Raw genomic sequence first — 19,603 nt, forward strand, 5'->3', positions numbered from 1 at the left:
TTGGCGGGTCAAGAGTTCAAAAAACCTCTTGCAAGCAAGCTTGCATCGGCTTTCTGACCTTTTGACCCTGGTATCATTAAAATTAAAATAAGAAAACCGTCAATGGTGTGATACCAAAGCGGTATTGGGGACACCTGGTTTTAGCCGGGTGTCCCTTATTTTGTTTTTTGGTGAGTAAACGCCTTACAAAATGCAAATTGTTAAAAAAGAGCATATGTGAGGTGTGTGAAAAAGAAAGAGAAACGGGTCAAAATAACGTGGAGGACATGAAAAACATGGAAATGAAGGATCAGACAGTTCAGTCAATGACACTTCATCTGATGGAAAACAGAAAAGCGTATGGCTATACAACATGGGGCTGCATGTGGGAGAAAGGCGCTGTATCTAAGGATGCTTCCTTTAATGTGTACGCAAAAGACAGTACAAAAAATAAAATAGTGCCGTCTCAGTCAAGAATAACAGCATACTGGCCGGATGGTTCAGTAAAGTGGACAGCTCATACCGCAGACAGCAAAAACGGTGAAACATTTGAGGTTATTCCTGTAAATGAAGACGTAAGCAGCAAAAAGGATATGGAGCCATCACTTTTTGTAAAAGAAGAGGAAGATGCGTATATAGTTGACGCAGGCTGTGTTCACGCGACTGTGCCAAAGAATAAAAATGTGATTCTTTGCGATGTAACAGTGGATGGACGTGTTCAGGTGACGGATGCGGATCTGGTGCTGCAGCTAGAAGAAAGAAGTGTGAAAGACGGTGTATTGATTCAAAAAACAGTGCCGTACACAGGAGAGATTGAGTCTGTTTCTATTGAGGAGCAGGGACCAGTTCGCGTAACCTTTTGTTTAAGAGGAACTCATGTAAGTCATGCAAATGATCGCCGTGTGCTGCCATTTGTCATTCGAGAGACTATTTATCTTAACAGCCCAAAGATTGATTTTGAGCATACATTTTTGTTTGATGGTGATGAGAAAAAGGATTTCTTAAAAGGTCTTGGTGTGCGTTTCCATCGTCCAATGAAGGGTGAAATGTATAACCGTCACATTCGTTTTGGCACTGATCATGGAAGTTTTCATGAGGAGATGGCTGAGCTTCTTAGCTGGCGTCCAAGAGTAGCGCCAGAGATTTATGATGCACAGACAAAGGGACAGATGCTTTATCTTGATGCAGATAATGATCAGGCTGCCGCAACTGCAATAGAAGCATCTAAGCATATGCCTATCTGGAGCCGCTACGTGCTTTGCCAGGACAGCGCAACACATTTTTCCATTAAAAAGAAGATTGTAAATCCAGACTGCTGTTATATAGAGGGACTTCATGGCATGAGAGCACCGGGCAGCGTAAATATTGCTGATGAGAGCGGAAGCTTTTCTCTTTCCTCAAAAGATTTCTGGCAGAAATATCCGTCAGCAGTTGAGGCTTGTGATCTTGATCAGGACAATGCAGAGGTGATTTTCTGGCTGTGGTGCCCACAGGTTGAGGCGATGGATTTTCGCCATTATGCTGATCAGGGCTATTCTCAGACCTATTATGAGGGCTTCGATGTAGTTGGTGCATCTGCTTACGGTATTGGAAATACTAACAATTTCTCTATAGAGCTTTCTAATAACGCAGTATCTGATGGCGATGCATTAAAGCGCTTTTCAGACAGTGTTCAAAAGCCGCCTGTATATGTAGCAGATCCGTCTGTTTATGAAAAGCTTCAGGCATTTGGTGAGTGGAGTCTTCCATCCCAAAAAACACAGGTAGAGCGCTTCTTAGAGGAACAGCTTGATAAGGCATTTGATTTTTATAAAAATGAGGTAGAGGTGCGCAGTTGGTACGGCATGTTTAATTATGGAGATATCATGCATACTTATGATCCATTCCGCCATAGCTGGCGCTATGATATGGGCGGCTACGCATGGCAGAATACAGAGCTTGTTCCAACGCTGTGGTTGTGGTTGGCCTTTATGAGAAGCGGAAGAGAAGATATTTTTACAATGGCAGAGGCAATGAGCCGTCACTGTTCTGAGGTTGATATCTATCATTTTGGTCCGCTTAAAGGTCTTGGATCTCGTCATAACGTGCGCCACTGGGGCTGCTCATGCAAGGAGGCTCGTATTGCAATGGCAGGTCATCATCGTTTCTATTACTACCTGACAGGTGATATGCGTATTGGTGATGTCTTTGAGGATGTAAAGGATGCTGATGAGGCAATTGTTACGACAGATCCGCTTCGTTTCTTCTTTGACAAAGATAAGATGAATGCACAGGCACATGCGCGTTCAGGACCAGATTGGTCAAGCTTTTGCTCTGACTGGATGACACAGTGGGAGCGATTTAACGATGACACATACAGAAATAAGATTCAGATCGGTATTGATGATTTAAAGGCGTTGCCGCTTCGCCTTACCTCAGGCCCTGATTTTGAATATGATCCGAAGGACAGCCATCTTCGTTACATCGGAGAGCGCACAAACGGAGGAAGTCATCTGCAGGTGTGCATGGGTGCTATTCAGGTGTGGATTGAGATTGCCGATTTGCTTGGCGATGAAGAATGGAAGGATATGTTAGCAGAGCATGGCCGTTTCTATTATCTGCCAAAGGAAAAGCAGTTAGAAGAATCAAATGGTCTTATCGGAAACAGAGAGTTTAGCCTTCCATTTATGGCATCGGGACTTGCAGCATATGGAGCAGCTCGTTTGCACGATAAGTGGCTGGCACAGACTACATGGAAGATTCTTCTTCATGCACTTTGCACTCATAATAATACAGAGGGCTTCTTGGCGCATGACATCTTTGATGCAGGAAATAAAGAAGTACTTCATGAGATTCCATGGATTACTACAAACTTCACTTCACAGTGGTGCTTAAATATAATCACGGCACTTCGCTATATTCGCGAGGATTTGCCAAAGACAATGGAAGAGTTAGAAAAGCTTTTGGCAGGGCTTGATGAAAGTGGATTCCATAAAGCGTAAAGGAGAAAAATAATTATGACACAGAAATTTCACGATTTAGTAGCTGGCGCACGTTCATACCGTCGCTTTGACCAGAGTAAAAAAATGACTATGCAGGAACTTGAGGAGTTAGCTGAGTTAGGCCGCATCACACCATGCGGTGGAAATCGTCAGTATATCCGCTTTGCACTTTGCGCAGATGAGAAGATGAATGCAGAGATTTACAAAAATCTGGCATGGGCAGGCTATTTAAGTGACTGGGACGGCCCGGTAGAGGGAGAGCGTCCGACAGGCTATATTTTGATTTTGCGTGATTTGAGCCTTCAGAAGAATCAGACCGTTGACGAAGGAATCGTGGCACAGACCATTTTCCTTGGCGCAAGAGATATGGGCTACGGCGGCTGCATGTTAATGAATATCAAGCGCACCGAGCTTATGGAAATCTTTGGATTAGATCCAGAGAAGTATGCAATTTCAATGGTAATCGCACTTGGCGTTCCAGTTGAAGAAGTAAAGATGGTTGAGGTAAAAGACGACGATATCAAATATTATCGTGACGAAAATCAGGTTCATTATGTTCCGAAGAGAAGCCTGAAGGATGTGATTGTAAAGGAACTGTAACTTAGAAATTTTTGAAAAATGGAGCGCAAAAATGAAAAAATTTACAATTTACTTAGCAGGAGATTCTACCGTACAAAGCTATAAGACACCTGTAAAGCCGATTACTGGCTGGGGTCAGATGCTGCATACCTATTTTAAAGAGACAGAACAAAAGATGAATCAGGATGGCTGTGACTGGATGGGCTATGGCAAAAAGAGTGATTCTGATTTTGACCAGTCGATTATTTATGAGACAGATGGCATGTTTATTGATAACCGTGCAATGGCAGGAAGAAGCAGCAGAAGCTACTTCGATGAGGGTCGCCTTGATGATTTAAAAAAGGCGATCAAGTCAGGTGATTATCTGTTCATGCAGTTTGCACATAACGATGCAAACAAGGAAAAAGAGGAGCGTTATGTTACGCCAGAGCAGTATGAGGAATATCTGCTTCGCTATATAAATGCAGCAAAGGAGCGCGGCGCACAGCCAGTTCTTGTGACAGCAATCGCAATGAGAGATTGTGATGATACGCCGGATGGCAAGTTTAGCGTAAGCTTTCCAGAGTATCGTGATAAGATGCTTGAGATTGGGGATAAGTATGATATTCCTGTGATTGATCTGGGAAAAGCAACCGATGATTATCTGAATACTGTGGGCGATGAGGGCTCAAAAAAGCTGTTCATGTGGTTAGAAAAAGGTGCATACGAGGGCTATCCAGATGGAAAGCAGGACAATGCACATTTACAGCAGGCAGGTGCAAAGGCATTTGCAGGACTTCTTGCAGGATTGATTCGTTCATATGATCGTGATGACAAGCTGGATAAGGTGAAAGCAGAGTTGGCATAAGTTTTGCGAAGGGCGAAGTGACAAAATGGGTTGCTCGCCCGAATAAGAAAAAGGAGACAACTATGAACGCGACAGTAAAGCAGGTCTGGAATGACCACGTAGAAATTGCATGGGAACCGGCAGAGGGCGCCGAAAAGTATCATGTTTACTGGGCCGATAAAGACATTTTGACAATGAAGTATCAGCTTGTAGGCGATACAAAAGAGTGCAGCTTTGTCTTAAAGAAGGCAACGCATGTGCCGCATTATTTAAAGGTAGCAGCTGTAAAGGATGGAACTGAGTATGAGATGAGCAATCTTGTTGAGACACCTCTTAAGGCAGTTTTTCATGAGCAGCTTGAAAAATTAAACAGAGGTCTTGTTGCTGTTAAGACAGACAAAGGTGTATATGTGGGCTGGCGTATGTTTATTGACGAGGTGCGCGGCTACTGCGATACAGGACTTACGGGTGCTGATTATGTCGTATACCGCGGTGAAAATAAAATTGCAGTCGTTACAGACAGCACTAACTATATTGATACAGATGGAACATTGCAGGATACATATAGTGTTGCACCAATTATTGACGGCAAAGAGGGAGAACGCTGTAAGAAAGTTCTTGTATGGGAAAACAATTATATTGATATTCCAATGAATAAGCCGGCTGATGGCCGTTCCCCGAAGGGCGAGATGTATCCAGAGGGTCAGCCATACACTTACAGCGCAAATGATATGAGTATAGGTGATGTAGACGGAGACGGCGAGTTAGAGTATATCGTAAAGTGGGATCCGTCAAATGCACATGATGTTTCTCATCGCGGTTATACCGGAAATTGCTACATTGACTGCTATCGACTGGACGGCACACTTTTATGGCGTGTCGATATGGGACCAAATATCCGCTCAGGAGCGCACTATACGCAATTTATGGTGTATGATTTTGACGGTGACGGCAAGGCAGAAATGTGCGTAAAGACGGCACCAGGTACAAAAGTGACTCGTTTTGCAGCAGATGGCACAGCGACAGAGGAGCACATTACTCTTCCTGAGCGCGATGTAAAAAATGGCGTGACAAATCAGGACAATTATGTGTGTACAGCAGCCGATTATAAAGAGCATCTTGTAGAGATGTTTATGGGCTGGAGCAGTCACCCGGAGGTTGTATCTGGACGTTGGCCTGCGACACTTGAGGAGTGTTTTGGTATTCCTGTTAAGTATCATTATCCGCTTAGCCGCGAGGATGCAAAAGAGCTTGTTTCTTACTTTATATATGAATTTGCACCGTCAAGAAGCGATAAGAATCATCTTGAAGCATTTGAGGGCTTTATCTATGATGGTCCAGAATATCTTACTATGTTTGGCGGTGATGGAAAAGAGCTTGAGACAATTGATTTTCCAGTGCCAAGAGGCGATGATGGCCTGATGTGGGGCGACTATGCAATGAGAAGAATTGAACCGTGCAACCGTGTAGATCGTTTCTTATCTGGCGTTGCATACTTAGATGGCGAGCATCCGTCCGTAATCATATGCAGAGGCTACTACACAAGAAGTACTGTGACAGCTTATGATTTTAAGGATGGTCACTTTGCAAAACGATTCATGGCAGATTCTGGTCATGTGCCAATGAGCAATCCATTTAATGACAATGCACACGAAAAAGAGGGCTTAGATCCTGTTTATGGAAAGTTTGCAGGACAGGGAGATCACAGCCTTTCAGTAGCAGATGTGGATGGTGACGGCTGCCAGGAGATTATCTATGGTGCAGCTGTGATTGACCATGATGGCAGTCTTTTATATTCAAGCTATGATCATCTGCCAGATGGACGTCTTGCAAAGCTTGGTCACGGTGATGCAATGCATGTCGCAAGAATCAATCCAGATTTGCCGGGATACCAGATCTTTAATGTGTTCGAAGGTGCAAAGGCAGCACCGTATGGATTTGCGCTTCGCGATGCACTTACTGGAAAAGTATTCTTTGGTGAATATGCAGAAGAAGATCTTGGACGCTGCATGATAGGAGATGTCGTACCGGGTGTGCGAGGTCTTCAGGTGTGGGTAAAGGACACCTTTGACTGCAACGGAAACAAGCTTGACGTAAAGCGTCTTGGAACAAACGCGAATATCCACTGGGCTTCTGATATGACAACGCAGATCATTGACGGTGTTGACTATATGGAGCGCAAAAAGCAGACCGGTATCATTAACGATAACACACATGGCATTATGCTTGACCCGCATGGAACGCTCACAAACAATGGCACAAAAGGAAATCCTTGCCTTGTCGCTGATATTTTCGGCGATTATCGTGACGAGATTATTCTTCGCCTCGAAGACAGCAGTGCAGTGCGAATCTACACAAACACCGATCTGTCCGCACATAAATTGTTTACGCTTCTTCATGACATTCAGTACCGCGTCGGCGTGGCATGGCAGAATAACTGCTACAACCAGCCGTGCTATACAAAGTTTTATCTGGCAAGCGATATGGAGTGGAAATATGTGCTGCCAGCGCTGGCATCGACGGTGACTACCCGGTAGTTTTACGAAGGAAGTGGCTACTCGGAGGTTTTTTGAAAGGCGAGAGTGGTTCCCCGGAAGTTTTTTGAAGGGGCCACTCGGTGAAGCGTTTGTCGGCGATATTAGTATAATTTGGAAAGAGGGATTTTTATGAGCTATGCGTATGCTTTCAGCCTATTGGGAGAATAGGCTGAATCACATATTCTCCTTTAATATACATTGATTCGTAACTATATAGAAGGAGAAAAGAAATTTGAAATATAAAGTAAAAGATATCAATAGACTGGTTTATCCGATTCTATTAAATTATTTATTGAACAGCATATTTGAGATCCTTGATCAAGCGATTGTAGGACATTATTCTAGTCAGAGTTTTGCATTGGTAGGGATTGCGTCGTCTATGATTTATGCAGTTACAGGAGCGTTTGGTATAATGTCAACTGTATTCAATATTATCGCGGCTGAAAGAAAAGGAAAAAAGGATGAAGCTGGCTTTGAAAGCGTATTTGCTATTAATAAAATGCTGACATTGCTAATTGGTTTTCTGTTCTTTATTATAGGTTGTCTTGGCGGAAAATTATTTTTTCGACAAGTGTATGGAATTACAGGGAATGATTTGATAGAAATGCTTTCTTATTTTTATCCAGCGGCATTTACAGTAGTTCAAAATATGCTTATTTTTCAATATTCTGCATATTATCGAAATTGTTTCAATACAAAAATCACACTGTATAGTACAATTGTTTCTACGATAGTTAATTTATTTTTTGATTATTCTCTGGTATTTGGTTGCTTTGGATTGCCACAACTTGGAACAGCTGGCGCAGCGTGGGGAAGTGTAATTGGCTTATTTGTTGGCCTTTTCATATATCAAATTCCATATTGGCGGAAACATTCGCCGGTGATAGCGAAAAGAATGATTGAAAAAAATACAATAAAGCAAATGTTTCGGTTGTATCCATCTTTTTTGGGGCAAGAATTTTTAGAAAATACGATTTTGGTTTTTGTAGTATCTGGGATAGTATCGCGAATGGGAACAGATCAAATGGCTGTATACAGTCTTTTAGGAACTGTGGGCGGTATTGTTGGACTTCCTGTTTATGCGTATGCAATAGCAGCTCAAACCTATGCGCTGCAAAAAAGAGCATCAGGAAATAAAGATGAGGCAAAAGAATATTTAAAAACTGGCGCAGGCATGGCGTTCCTCGTAATAGGGATAGTATGTATTTGTTGTTGGATAGGGAAGGAGCAAATGCTAAGATGTATTATTTCAGATACGAATATAATACAGCAAGCGAAAAAATTATTAATATTTTTATTTGCAATACAGTTGATTAAAGTTCCGTATCAAATTTACATGAGTTACCTTCAAGGAATTGGATATGAGAAATTAGTTTTTTATTGTGTTGCAGCCGGAACGATTGCAACAAGTGTTGGAGTGCTTATATGCGGTACATTATGGAAATTATCAGGGATATATGCGATAATGTTTTTGGAATACTTGATACTAACATGGATATATAAGGGCTATACACGCTAGCAGCTATTGTATCTACCCGGAAGTTTTCCGAAGGGGCATTCGGTGAAGTGACTTTTTGGGTTCACGGGACGCCCTTCGCAAAACCGCCCGTCTCATAAAGCACATTCACCTAGGGTTTCACTAAGAAAGAACGTCTCTCGGAAGAGTATATCTTTTGAGAGGCGTTCTTCTTGACTTTGCAAAAAAAATAGGTATAATAATAATCAAGAAACAAAGAAACCAAGCAACCAAGCAAAAAAGGAATAGATGGCCATATTTTTGTATAGAATAGTAAGGAGGTAACATATGCCTACAGCTGTATTGGAAAGAGGAAGTAGAAAAGTGGATAGAAAAGTTCTTAGTATATCTTCAAAGAGACAGATTACAATTCCACAAAAATTTTATCAGACATTAGGATTTGGAAACGAAGCGGAATGTATTGTTCATGGGAATGAACTTATAATTCGTCCGGTGAAAACTGTTTCTGGTGGTGAATTTGCAGAACAGATTCTTGCAGAGTTAATTGATGAGGGACTATCGGGGGAAGCGTTACTCTCTAAATTTAAAGAACGTCAAGCTCAAATTAGGCCAGCTGCGGAAGCTATGCTTCATAATGCGGAAGAAATCGCAAATGGAAATGCGCCATTTGAAACGTATGAAGATGTTTTCGGATCGGAGGATGAGTAATGCTGTCAGTACGATTTGAACCTCCAGCAGCAAAATATATCAAAAAGCTGAAGGATAAAAAATTAAAAACGTTGTATCGGGAAGCAATTGATAAAATCTGCAATGACTATACAATAGGAGAGGCGAAAACCGGCGATCTGAGTGGATTTTATGGATATGACATTTATTATAATAAGACAAATTATGAATTGGCATATACGATTGAACGAGTTGGGGAAGAACTGGTAGTTGTAGTTATGGCAGGAACAAGAGAAAATTTTTATGATCAGTTGAAGCGCTACATAAAAGGATAGAGATATAAGTAGATTTGACAGCAAAAAACCTCTCGGAAGAAAATTTCTTCCGGGAGGTTTTTTTATACCGTAGACGATAAAAACAATTATTCCAGTACGAGCAGCAGAGCCATCTTAAACTTGCCCTGAGCGGTAACGCTGTGCAGACCGTTCTTATCGAAACGGAAGTTTTCACCTGCGGACAGCGTGTAATCCTTGCCCTCATAACCGATAGTAGCCTTTCCTTCGAGTGCGAAGATAATTGCGTTGCCTGGTGCACGATGTGGTGTCAGGCCAGTTCCCTCGTCGAATGCCATCAGCACAAACTTCATGGTGCTGTTGCTTACAACGTCAAGATTTGCAATACTTCCTTCCTCATAAGAAATTAAATCCTTCAGCTTCATTACTTCTCCAGATTTTACAATACTGTTCATGTTTGTCTCCTTCTTAATAATAATTTCTGTGTAAACGGTTCCAGTAGCAGTTTCAACACCGCAGAGGGTGCCGCCTGGAATGATAAGACAGTCACCGTCTGATACCGGCTCCTTTTTTGCCTGATCTCCAATAAGAAAATCGGCAGTTCCTTTTGCACCAATGTAAATGGAAGTTACATCATAGCGCTCCTGACTGATGGACGTATCCTTGCCAAGAGAAAAGAATGTAACCGCAGTTGTCTGTCCCATCTTTGCATCGCGAGAGATGGTCATTCCGTCCTTGATCGGACGCAGTTGTTCCACTGTAAATACGCCAGCCATAAAAACAAATCTCCCTTCTAGCCGCTATTTAACATAATCATAAATTTACACTATTCACTATTGTACTCTATAAGTATGGTAGGTTGCAAGTGTTTTACTCAGTAAGCGATATTATGTCAAATCATAAGTAAAAGTCAAAGTTGTATTTCTGTCAGCGGTATGGTATACTAGACAAGCAGTAAAAATCTTGAAAAAACAGAAAGCTGTACTTTCTGAAAAGCGTACTAAACGCAGAAATGAGGTCTATTATGGATTCAGTAAAAATGAGAGAGGCCGTAGAGGCTGGAAAGACCATTCTTGGTATTGAGTTTGGCTCAACAAGAATCAAGGCAGTGCTGACAAATGAGGAGAATACTCCAATCGCACAGGGAGCACATGACTGGGAAAATCGTCTGGAGAACGGAATCTGGACGTATACTCTTGAGGATATCTGGAGTGGATTGCAGGATGCATATGCAAAGCTGGCAGCAGACGTTAAGTCACAGTGCGGTGCCAGCCTGAAAAAAATTGGTGCAATAGGATTTTCAGCAATGATGCACGGCTACATGGTATTTGATAAGGAAGGAACACTGATGGTTCCGTTCCGTACCTGGAGAAATACAATTACTGAGCAGGCAGCAAAACAGCTGACAGCTGCATTTTCATTTAATATTCCGCAGCGTTGGAGCATTGCTCATCTGTATCAGGCAATTTTAAATGGTGAGGAGCATCTTCCACGCATTGACTATCTGTCCACACTGGCAGGTTATGTTCACTGGAAGTTAACTGGAAAGAGAGTGCTTGGCGTCGGAGAGGCATCTGGTATGTTCCCTATTGACAGCAAGACAAAGGATTACGATCAGAACATGGTTGAAACCTTTGATAAGCTCATTGCACCGAAGGGATATTCCTGGAAGCTGCGTGACATTTTACCGCAGGTACTTGTAGCAGGAGAGCCAGCCGGTAATTTGACACAAGAGGGTGCAAAGCTCTTAGATCCAAGCGGTGAGCTTGAAGCTGGTATTCCAATGTGTCCGCCGGAAGGTGATGCCGGAACTGGTATGGTAGCAACAAATAGTGTAACTGTACATACAGGAAATGTATCAGCAGGAACATCTGTATTTGCAATGGTTGTCATGGACGAGAACGAGACATTAAAGAAGGTTCACGAGGAAATCGATATGGTAACAACACCAGATGGTCTTCCGGTAGCAATGGCTCACTGCAATAACTGTACCTCTGACCTGAATGCATGGGTAGGAATCTTTAAGGAGTTTCAGCAGGCGCTTGGTGTTCCGGTTGATATGAATCAGCTCTTCTCAGTACTGTATAATAAGGCACTTGAGGGCGATGTTGACTGCGGCGGTCTGATGGCATATAATTATTTCTCAGGAGAAAGCATCACAGGCTTTGAAGAGGGCCGTCCGCTGTTTGTGCGTACACCAGACAGCAAGTTTACACTTGCAAACTTCATGAGAACTCATCTGTACACCTCTCTTGGCGCATTAAAGGTAGGTCTTGATATTCTGTTTAAGGAAGAGGGCGTAAAGCTTGACAATATCTACGGTCATGGCGGTCTGTTCAAGACAAAGGGTGTTGGACAGCGTATAATGGCAGCAGCAATCAATGCACCTGTATCATTGATGGAGACAGCAGGAGAAGGTGGTGCATGGGGAATTGCACTGCTTGCTTCCTATATGCTTAATAAGAAAGAAAACCAGCCATTAGATGCGTTCCTTTCAGAAGAAGTATTCCACGGTGAGACTGGTGTTCGCATGGAGCCAAATGCAGAAGATGTAGCTGGATTTGATGCGTTCATTCAGAGATATAAGGAGTGTCTGCCGGTAGAGCGCGCAGCTGTAGAGAGTTTGCCACTGTAATAGATAGTATGGTCCGTATCCGACATTTGGTTGCGGACCATTTTTAAATTAAGTGCAAACTATTTTATAGTAAAAGGAGTTCGGCATGAAATACCACAAACCATCATTTTTTGATCAATTTAAGTGTATTGGTTCGGCCTGTACAGATACCTGCTGTGCCGGATGGGAAATCGAAGTTGATGAGACAACAGCGCAAGGGTATCTTGCAGAAAAAGGTGCATTTGGAGATCGCTTGCGCCGCGAGATTGGCAGCGAACCGGGAGAATATTTCTTTAAATTAAAAAACAATCGCTGTCCATTTTTAAATAAAGAAAATTTATGCGATATTTTTATCAATCTGGGAGAAGACAGACTTTGCGATATCTGCCGTGAGCATCCAAGGTTTTATAATTGGTTTGGCGATTACACGGAAGTAGGTCTGGGACTATGCTGTGAAGAGGCAGAGAGACTTTTATTTTCTGACAGTAAGCCGCTTACATTTGTGGAAGAAGTTACGCAGGATGAAGAATTAGCTGAAGAAATGTGGAATGACACAGAGGATGTCTGTCCAACTGCAGATGAAGAACAAGACTACAGTGATGAGGATGAATATACAGATGCTTCTGACCTATTAGACGACGAATCAGAAGAATGTGAGCAGATGCTTGAAGAACGAAAAGCAATCTTCACAATTCTACAAAACCGTAAAAAAAATATCGGCGCACGCCTAAAGAGACTGCTTTTGCAGCTGCCATACGCAGATGAAATGTTGCTTCTGACAGTTCCAATCTTGGAGTGGGACGATCCAGAATCTATTCCGAAATTAGACTATAATGCAAAGCCAAGCACGAATACACTAAAAAGCAGTGCATTATTTTTGATTCGCTTTTTTGGCGGAATGGAATCACTTGACGAAACATGGCCGTCTATGATGAAAGAGCTAGAGCAGAATATTGACAAATTAGTGGATATAAATAACACAAACGCATTCCTTAAATTTTTGAAGGGCGAGAACCGCTTATACGAGTATGAGCATATTGCAGTGTACTTAGTCTATCGCTATTATCCAGAGATTTTATTTGATGGTCAGATTGAAGCAAAAATTCTGTTTGCGGCTGCCTCCATTTGCCTACTATTTCTTATGGACTTACAGTGTTTTCAGGAAAATGGTGTTTATACACAGCAAGATCGCATTGAATTAGTACGGCGCTTCTCAAAAGAAATCGAATACTGCCCAGAAAATATGGAACGCTTCGAAAAGTGCTGCACCGAGCAATACGAGGATTTACTTAATAGTATTTTCAATCTATGCCATCTTTTTGCCGACAAACACTTCGCTTCGCCGCATTCATAACCTACCGGGCTGCACCCCCGATGTATTGAAAAAAGTGCAAAGAAATGCATTTGTCTGCTTGTAAGATTTTAGGGGATATGCTATTATAATGTCAGACCAAAGGTTAAGACACAAACGGCGACAGGTGGATGTGCAGCATCGCCGGGAATCGAAGAAATAAAAAACATTAATTCGGTTTCGGGTGATGCGGCACATGATAGGGCCCCTGACCGGGGGTGTCAGCAACAATTTTAAAGGAGGTTTTTTTATCATGAAACAGTTTGAAGCATGGGCTGGTTTTAAGGGCAGACTCTGGAAAGAGGAAGTTAACACCCGCGATTTCATTCAGAACAACTATACTCCATATGATGGAGATGCATCCTTCCTTGCAGATGCTACTGAGGCTACAGATAAGCTTTGGGGAGAGCTGCAGGAGTTAAATAAGCAGGCTAGAGCAAAGGGCGGCGTACTGGATATGGATACCGATATCGTTTCCAGCATCACATCCCATGGCCCGGGATACCTGGATAAGGATCTTGAGAAGGTTGTAGGTCTTCAGACTGATAAGCCTTTAAAGAGAGCATTCATGCCTTACGGCGGTATCAGAATGGCAGAGGAGTCCTGCGAGATGTACGGATATACTCCAAGCCCAGAGCTGCACAAGATCTTCACTGTATATCACAAGACCCACAATCAGGGCGTATTTGATGCATATACACCAGAGATTCGTGCTGCACGTAAGAACAAGATCATTACTGGTCTGCCGGATACCTACGGCCGTGGCCGTATCGTAGGCGACTATCGTCGTATCGCGCTGTACGGAATTGACTTCCTTGTTGCTGAGAAGCAGAAGGATCTGGCTAACTGCGGCGATGGTACTATGACTGATGATGTAATCCGTCAGAGAGAAGAGCTGGCTGATCAGATCAGAGCACTGAAGGATATGAAGGTTATGGCTGCAAGCTATGGCTTCGATATTTCCGAGCCGGCTAAGACCGCTCAGGAAGCAGTTCAGTGGCTGTACTTCGGATACTTAGCAGCTATCAAGACTCAGAACGGTGCTGCAATGTCCATCGGACGTGTATCCACTTTCATTGATATTTATATGCAGAGAGACCTTGATAATGGCGTTATCAACGAGACTCAGGCTCAGGAGATCATTGACCACTTCGTAATGAAGCTGCGTATGGTTAAGTTCGCTCGTATTCAGTCTTACAACGAGCTGTTCTCTGGTGACCCGGTATGGGCTACTCTGGCTATCGCTGGTCTTGGCGTAGACGGACGTTCCATGGTTACTAAGAACGATTATCGTATCCTGCACACACTGGAGACTATGGGACCGGCTCCGGAACCGAACATGACTGTTCTGTATTCCAAGAACCTGCCAGAGTACTTCCGTAAGTATGCTGCAGAGGTTTCCATTAAGACATCTTCTATCCAGTATGAGAATGATGATGTTATGCGTGTTGTATGGGGCGATGACTACTCCATCTGCTGCTGTGTATCCGCTACACAGACTGGTAAGGAAATGCAGTTCTTCGGCGCTCGTGCAAACCTGGCTAAGTGTCTGCTTTACGCTATCAACGGTGGTGTTGATGAGAAGACAAAGGCTCAGGTAGGTCCGGCATACAAGCCGATCACTTCCGAGTATCTGGATTATGATGAAGTTGTTAAGAAGTATGACGTTATGATGGATTGGCTGGCAGGAATGTATGTAAATACTCTGAACCTGATCCAGTATATGCATGACAAGTACTACTATGAGGCAGCTGAGATGGCTCTGATCGATACTGATGTACGTCGTACATTCGCTACTGGTATCGCAGGATTCTCTCACACAGTTGACTCCTTAAGTGCTATTAAGTACGCAAAGGTTAAGACTGTACGTGATGAGGACGGTCTGGTTGTTGATTATGAGATCGAGGGAGACTTCCCACGCTACGGTAACGATGATGATCGTGCAGATGACATCGCTGTAGAGCTGTTAAGACAGTTCCTGACCAAGATCAAGAAGCGTCACACCTATCGTAACTCTGAGCCGACAACCTCTATCCTGACCATTACTTCTAACGTAGTTTATGGTAAGGCTACTGGTGCTCTTCCGGATGGTCGTCCAGCTGGTGAGCCACTGTCTCCAGGTGCTAACCCGTCTTACGGCGCTGAGAAGAACGGTCTGCTTGCATCTCTGAACTCTGTTGCTAAGCTGCCATACGAGTGGGCTCTGGATGGTATTTCCAATACCCAGACCATCAACCCGAGTGCACTTGGAAACACTGATGAAGAGCGCGTAAACAACCTTGTACAGGCTATGGATGGCTACTTTGCAAATGGTGCTCATCACCTGAACGTAAACGTATTTGGTGTTGAGAAGCTTCTGGATTGCCAGGCACATCCGGAGAAGCCAGAGTATGCTAACTTCACAATCCGTGTATCTGGTTATGCAGTTAAGTTCATCGATCTGACCAAGGAGCAGCAGGACGACGTTATCAAGAGAACTTGCCATTCCTTCCTGTAATTAGGAGTAGTGACAGACTCGATTGATTTCGATCTGAACAAATCAGAATAGATTTGCTGTAAATTTATAAAACTAATACAGGCGGAGGGTGCTTTGGCACTCCCGCCTGTTTTACTACAAACGAAAATGATAGTAAATGTGATTTATAAAACAAGACAAGAAAGGAAAAAAATATTATGATTCAAGGCGTTGTTCATTCTTTGGAATCTTTTGGTTCTGCAGACGGACCAGGAGTTCGTTATCTCGTATTTTTAAATGGCTGCAATTTGCGCTGTAAATATTGCCACAATCCAGATACATGGGCAAAGAAAGACGTACAGCTTTTAACAGCTGACGAAATTTTAGAAAAGGCAGTTCGTTATAGAAATTATTGGGGCGACAAGGGCGGCATCACTGTAAGTGGAGGAGAGCCACTTTTACAGATGGAGTTCATGAACGATCTGTTTGCAAAGGCAAAGAAGTTAAAGATCAATACATGTATCGACACTGCAGGAGAGCCATTTACGAGAGAAGAGCCATTCTTCGGACAGTTAGAGCAACTGATGACAAATACCGATGTGCTTCTCTTTGATTTAAAGCATATTGATCCAGAAAAGCACAAGGCGTTGACTGGCAAGACAAACGAGAATATCCTTGATATGGCAAGATATCTTTCCGATATCAATAAGCCAATCTGGATCCGTCACGTGCTTGTACCAGGCATCAACAGCGACGAAGAGTCACTGACAAAACTTCATGAGTTCATCAGCACCTTAAATAATGTATATCGTATCGATGTACTTCCATACCATACACTCGGAGTATTCAAATGGAAAGAGCTTGGAATCAAGTATGGTCTTGAAGGTGTACCGACTCCAACCAAGGAAGAAGTCGAACTGGCAAGAAAGATTCTTTGCGTAGACGAGTACAATCGCTACAAGAACGCATAAAAGCCATAAATTTGTATAAAAACCATTGGGGAATGATCTCCAGTGGTTTTTGCTATTATTTGGTCCGATGACGAAATCACTGCACCGAAGGGCTTTTACAGTTCACTGGACGCCCATTCGCAAAACCGCACGTTCCGTGCGCCGTTGCTAACAGCAAACAAGTTTGCGCGCAACTTTGTTTTGTTCATGAACGGGCGTCCACTTCGTCCTGCTGATCTGTCAAATTTCTATGCAAGCATGAAATTTGTCGTCTCAGTTTACTGAGACAGCTAGCATGACGCGTGAACTGTTAGAGTACAAATTTCCTTGAAAATAGGAAAATTTCCCATTGCCAAAGAAAAAAATATCATGTATAGTTAAAGAAAAGAGGTTTGAAACCGCTTGCAAAGGACAGCTTGAATAAAAATTGCACAGCGGGTGACAGAAAGGCATGGTACATTTATGGCAAAAGAGCGTGCGAATATTTATACAATCGCAAAAGAGGCTGGTGTATCCCCGGCAACAGTTTCGCGCGTGCTGACCAATAACGCCAGAGTCAGTAAAGAAAAGCGTGAAAAAGTACAAAGCGTGATACAAAAATATGGATACACACCAAATGCGCTGGCACAAGGTCTTAGTAACTCAAAAACAAGGTCGATTGGTCTAATGATTGCTGATATTTATAGCCCATTCTATTCAGCGGTAGCGACAGAATGTGAAAAAGCAGCAGATAAAGCAGGCTATCTGCTGTTGATGCTTACGTCGTTGGGTGATCCAGAGCTTGAAAAAAAGCAGTTAATGAAGTTGTATGAGCAGCAGGTGGATGCAATTATCGTAGTTGGCGGTGTAATAGACAGAATTGCGGTAGATGAAGAATATGTAGAACAGCTTAATCATATCTTGGAAAGCACACCGATTATAGCAACAAATCGTCCTGTAGGTGTGAGAAATTGTAAGATACATCTTGATGAGGGCGGCAGCATGGATCTGGCGATGGACTATTTATTTAGTCTTGGTCATGAAAAGATTGCAACAATTGGCGGACGAAAGGATGCGAAGTCTACACTGGAAAAGCGTATGCGATATCGCACAATGCTTAGGCAAAGAGGAATTGTATATCGTGAAGATTACGTATTTGATTCCATTGATTATTCTAATGACAGCGGTTACAACTGTACGAAAAAGCTTTTAAAAAATCCAGATCGACCAACAGCAATAGTGGCAATCAACGATTTTACGGCAGCAGGTGTACTTAGGGCAATTCACGATGAAGGACTTCGTGTTCCGCAGGATATCTCAGTAGTAGCATTTGATAATACGTACCTGTCAGGTGCATTGACACCAGCATTGACATCAGTAGGAGCCAACTATACAGAGTTTGCAAAGCATCTTGTAGAGGCAGCAATCCGTGCATCAGAGAACGAGACATGCCCTGAGGACTATATGGTTCCGGTTGGTATTAGTGTAAGAGATTCCTGCACACATGTGCCTGAAGAAAATCTTTGAGGAATATGAAAGTGGTTTCATAAGGCCAAAGTAGGACAGAAAATAGGCAAAACAAGCTAGTATAACAAGAAATCAAGGAGTGACATATGTTCACTCCTATTTTAATTGTAAAACATGCACAATAAAAAGGCTTGTATATTAGTGAGTTATTACAAAGATGTTAGAATGCGCAAAAATATGTTGACATATCAGATAAAAAATATATAATAAAGCTATGAAAAGGGTTTCAGCAAGGATAGTTGAAATGCACGAATGAAACCTCACCTTTCTGATAGAAAATATACATAATGTGTCATGAATTTATTTTTTTATGAGAAAGATGAAAGCGGTTTCACGAATGCGTCAAATAAACCTATAAACTATGAGCGCAGCAGGGGCTGAAATTCAAATTTTATTCTTTATTATTAAGGAGGGTAACATGGGAAAGACAACATCAACTTTACCCCAGTATCAGTACAAGAAAAAGCATGGTTTTTTCTATAACCTGAAAAAGTATCGTGTACTGACACTTATGTGTGTACCGGCAATCGTATTTTTCTTTGCATTTAACTACATGCCGCTCCCAGGTATCTATGTGGCATTCGTTAAGTACAATTACAGAGACGGTATTTTCGGAAGCAAGTTTGTGGGTCTGCAAAACTTTGAGTTTCTAATGCAGTCTGGAAAGCTCCTCGACCTGACAAAGAACACGATTCTTTACAACTTGGCTTTCATCTTCTTAGGAAACATCATTGCGATGTTAATGGCAGTTTTGTTAAACGAGATCCACAATAAGTATTTTAAGAAGGTTTCACAGACATTGATGTTCCTTCCATACTTCATCTCACAGGTTCTTGTTGGTTTCCTTGTATTCAACTTGTTAAACTACGATACCGGATTTATCAATGGTATTTTAGTAAAGCTGGGTATGGAAAAATGGCAGCCGTATTCCGATAAGAGTGTATGGCCACCAATCTTAATTGTCGTATATCTGTGGCAGGTAACTGGTTATAACTCAGTTGTTTATTTTGCATCTATCTGCGGTATTGATACTTCTATCATTGAGGCAGCAAGAGTGGACGGTGCAAACTGTTTCCAGAAGATTCGCTATATTATTCTGCCAAGTCTTCGAAGCACAATCGTTATCTTACTTTTGTTCGCACTTGGCGGTATCGTAAAAGGAAACTTCGGTCTGTTCTACAACATCGTCGGAACGAACCCATTGTTGTATGACACTACTGATATTATTGAGACATACGTATATCGAAGTACAATCACAGACTTTAACTTCTCAACAGCATCTGCAGTCGGTTTGTATCAGTCAATCATCGGATTCTGTATCGTTATGGCAAGCAACTTTGCTGTTAAGAAGATCGATCCTGAGTACGCATTATTCTAAGGAGGGAGAAA

General features: G+C 42.4%; 14 protein-coding genes. 13 read left to right on the plus strand and 1 reads right to left on the minus strand.

All coding sequences use genetic code 11. The features are described 5' to 3' along the window. The first annotated feature begins 275 nt into the window (after positions 1–275). The 7 genes from LKD48_RS12350 (at position 276) to LKD48_RS12380 (ending at position 9,380) form a co-directional block, all read left to right on the plus strand. A complete protein-coding gene (locus tag LKD48_RS12350; RefSeq protein WP_308732137.1) occupies positions 276–2,960 on the plus strand; it encodes an exo-rhamnogalacturonan lyase family protein in 2,685 nt (894 codons plus the stop codon). A gap of 15 nt (positions 2,961–2,975) precedes the next feature. Continuing rightward, positions 2,976–3,560, plus strand: coding sequence for a nitroreductase family protein (locus LKD48_RS12355; RefSeq protein WP_066560716.1), 585 nt, complete (start codon positions 2,976–2,978; stop codon positions 3,558–3,560). 31 nt (positions 3,561–3,591) lie between these two features. After that, positions 3,592–4,386, plus strand: a complete 795-nt coding sequence (locus LKD48_RS12360) for a rhamnogalacturonan acetylesterase (protein WP_308732138.1) — start codon at positions 3,592–3,594, stop codon at positions 4,384–4,386. Positions 4,387–4,448: 62 nt separating this feature from the next. Continuing rightward, complete coding sequence (locus LKD48_RS12365; protein ID WP_308732139.1) at positions 4,449–6,902, plus strand: rhamnogalacturonan lyase; 2,454 nt, start codon at positions 4,449–4,451, stop codon at positions 6,900–6,902. Positions 6,903–7,134: 232 nt separating this feature from the next. Beyond that, on the plus strand, positions 7,135–8,421 hold the full coding sequence (locus LKD48_RS12370; protein WP_308732140.1) for an MATE family efflux transporter: 1,287 nt from the start codon (positions 7,135–7,137) through the stop codon (positions 8,419–8,421). Positions 8,422–8,706: 285 nt separating this feature from the next. Then, the gene (locus LKD48_RS12375) at positions 8,707–9,087 is read left to right on the plus strand and encodes an AbrB/MazE/SpoVT family DNA-binding domain-containing protein (RefSeq protein ID WP_066560706.1); all 381 of its coding nucleotides are present in this window, start codon (positions 8,707–8,709) and stop codon (positions 9,085–9,087) included. Beyond that, positions 9,087–9,380 (plus strand): type II toxin-antitoxin system RelE/ParE family toxin, encoded by a 294-nt coding sequence (locus LKD48_RS12380; protein WP_066560704.1) that lies wholly within the window; start codon positions 9,087–9,089, stop codon positions 9,378–9,380. Before LKD48_RS12375 ends, LKD48_RS12380 begins: the two co-directional genes overlap by 1 nt. Before the next feature lie 86 nt (positions 9,381–9,466). Here LKD48_RS12380 and LKD48_RS12385 read toward each other — a convergent pair whose 3' ends face one another. Beyond that, positions 9,467–10,114: a cupin domain-containing protein gene (locus LKD48_RS12385; RefSeq protein WP_308732141.1), complete on the minus strand. Its 648-nt coding sequence runs from the start codon at positions 10,112–10,114 to the stop codon at positions 9,467–9,469. 248 nt (positions 10,115–10,362) lie between these two features. Between LKD48_RS12385 and LKD48_RS12390 the strand changes: the two genes are divergently transcribed. The 6 genes from LKD48_RS12390 to LKD48_RS12415 all read left to right on the plus strand — a co-directional run bounded on the left by LKD48_RS12390 (position 10,363) and on the right by LKD48_RS12415 (position 19,592). Beyond that, a complete protein-coding gene (locus LKD48_RS12390) occupies positions 10,363–11,973 on the plus strand; it encodes a xylulokinase (protein ID WP_262536075.1) in 1,611 nt (536 codons plus the stop codon). A gap of 85 nt (positions 11,974–12,058) precedes the next feature. Further along, on the plus strand, positions 12,059–13,306 hold the full coding sequence (gene fliB / locus LKD48_RS12395) for a flagellin lysine-N-methylase (protein ID WP_308732142.1): 1,248 nt from the start codon (positions 12,059–12,061) through the stop codon (positions 13,304–13,306). 250 nt (positions 13,307–13,556) lie between these two features. After that, the gene (pflB, locus tag LKD48_RS12400) at positions 13,557–15,800 is read left to right on the plus strand and encodes a formate C-acetyltransferase (RefSeq protein WP_308732143.1); all 2,244 of its coding nucleotides are present in this window, start codon (positions 13,557–13,559) and stop codon (positions 15,798–15,800) included. 176 nt (positions 15,801–15,976) lie between these two features. Continuing rightward, complete coding sequence (gene pflA, locus LKD48_RS12405; protein WP_118612648.1) at positions 15,977–16,729, plus strand: pyruvate formate-lyase-activating protein; 753 nt, start codon at positions 15,977–15,979, stop codon at positions 16,727–16,729. A gap of 441 nt (positions 16,730–17,170) precedes the next feature. Next, on the plus strand, positions 17,171–18,214 hold the full coding sequence (locus tag LKD48_RS12410) for a LacI family DNA-binding transcriptional regulator (protein ID WP_308732144.1): 1,044 nt from the start codon (positions 17,171–17,173) through the stop codon (positions 18,212–18,214). A gap of 418 nt (positions 18,215–18,632) precedes the next feature. Beyond that, positions 18,633–19,592: an ABC transporter permease gene (locus LKD48_RS12415; protein WP_308732145.1), complete on the plus strand. Its 960-nt coding sequence runs from the start codon at positions 18,633–18,635 to the stop codon at positions 19,590–19,592. The last annotated feature ends 11 nt before the right edge of the window (positions 19,593–19,603 follow it).

It is taken from the genome of Anthropogastromicrobium aceti, from assembly GCF_020687335.1.
In the GTDB taxonomy this organism is placed as follows: Bacteria; Bacillota; Clostridia; order Lachnospirales; family Lachnospiraceae; genus Anthropogastromicrobium; species Anthropogastromicrobium aceti.